Origin of the sequence: Aliivibrio sp. SR45-2 (genome assembly GCF_963890165.1) — a bacterium.
In the GTDB taxonomy this organism is placed as follows: Bacteria; Pseudomonadota; Gammaproteobacteria; order Enterobacterales; family Vibrionaceae; genus Aliivibrio; species Aliivibrio salmonicida.
Window position 1 is genome coordinate 1 of the sequence record NZ_CAWPRC010000065.1, and the last position, 1,204, is coordinate 1,204.

Genomic DNA, 1,204 nt, shown 5'->3' on the forward strand with positions numbered 1-1,204 from the left:
ATAACGCCGCAATAACACGTTTATTACTACGACGACTTAGCTGAATTTTACTGCCTTAAACACCAAAACCAAAGACAAACCTACAACGCCGAATGTAATAAATCGTGTTGATTGCTTTGTTATACGTTGACCTGATATTTCAGATCTTTTGCTTCATCGCCAGTCATGCCTCTGAAACCCCAACAATGAGCTGGTTGTTCTTTAATGGTAATTTCAACATCAATTGGGGATATTCCTAATTCACATTCAATTGTAGAGAATAAAGACTTAATTAACGCCTTTTTCGTTTCAACCGCCCTACCTTCCATCATATTTATTTCAATCACGGTATAAGCGTTACTACGACCATCTGGATAATAGAAATCTTCTTTATCCATTGGTATAAAACGATGAGCCCGCTTATCTTCAGGCAAACCAATTTCAGAATTAAGACACGATTGGATCACGTCTGACAATTTCGCTTTAATTGGATCTAAATTCTCTTTTATTCCGTAAACCACTACCATTTTTCATTCCCTCAAAAACGTATAACGCCTGCATAACACGTTTGCTACTATGCAAACCAAGCTGAATTTTACTGCCTTAATCACCAAAACTAAAGGCAAACTGACAACGCCGAGTGTAGCAAATCGTGTTGATGCATTTGTTATATCGAGAATGCTAACTTACTATTTTCTTTGACATATTGTAGCCAGAAATAGCAAAACCAACCTCTTGATACAGCTTTAACGCTCTTTGATTTTGGTACGCAACTCGTAATTTTATTTGCTTAATACCCATCGATTTCAATTGTGATTCAAGAGCAATAATTGCTGATTTCCCACAACCATTATTACGACAATTTTGAAAAATGAAGAAGTCATAAATAAACGTCGATTTGTCATTTTCGTTAATCGAGTGCCACAGATAACCAACCAATTTTGAACCCGATTCAATACACAGTAATTCATGGTCATTAGTTTCCAGACCATTAGGAAAACTACGAAGAAGATCCTGATTAGCCAATTCACGCGCCCTATCCATTGAGTGACCATAATTTTCAGCTATTTCACGGCTGTAATCATCAATGAAATAATCGCAATACGCTGGATACTCACTTGAGGTCATTGGTCTGAGTTGAATCATGTCTAATCCTTTAAAACGATGAGCTTAAAAAAACGATATAACGCCTGCATAACACGTTTGCTACCATGCAGACCTAGCT

General features: G+C 36.9%; 2 protein-coding genes. Both read right to left on the bottom strand.

What is annotated here, in order from left to right; genetic code table 11:
- Positions 1–119: 119 nt before the first annotated feature.
- Positions 120–506 (bottom strand): tautomerase family protein, encoded by a 387-nt coding sequence (locus AACV33_RS03020; protein ID WP_182700731.1) that lies wholly within the window; start codon positions 504–506, stop codon positions 120–122.
- Positions 507–660: 154 nt separating this feature from the next.
- Positions 661–1,125 carry a GNAT family N-acetyltransferase gene (locus AACV33_RS03025; protein ID WP_182700732.1) on the bottom strand — a complete coding sequence of 155 codons (465 nt, stop codon included), beginning with the start codon at positions 1,123–1,125 and terminating at the stop codon, positions 661–663.
- Positions 1,126–1,204: the final 79 nt, after the last annotated feature.

Bases quoted from the DNA above. Each gene is read 5' to 3' on its own strand.
- AACV33_RS03020 (WP_182700731.1), bottom strand. From the start codon at position 506: ATGGTAGTGGTTTACGGAATAAAAGAGAATTTAGATCCAATTAAAGCG.
- AACV33_RS03025 (WP_182700732.1), bottom strand. From the start codon at position 1,125: ATGATTCAACTCAGACCAATGACCTCAAGTGAGTATCCAGCGTATTGC.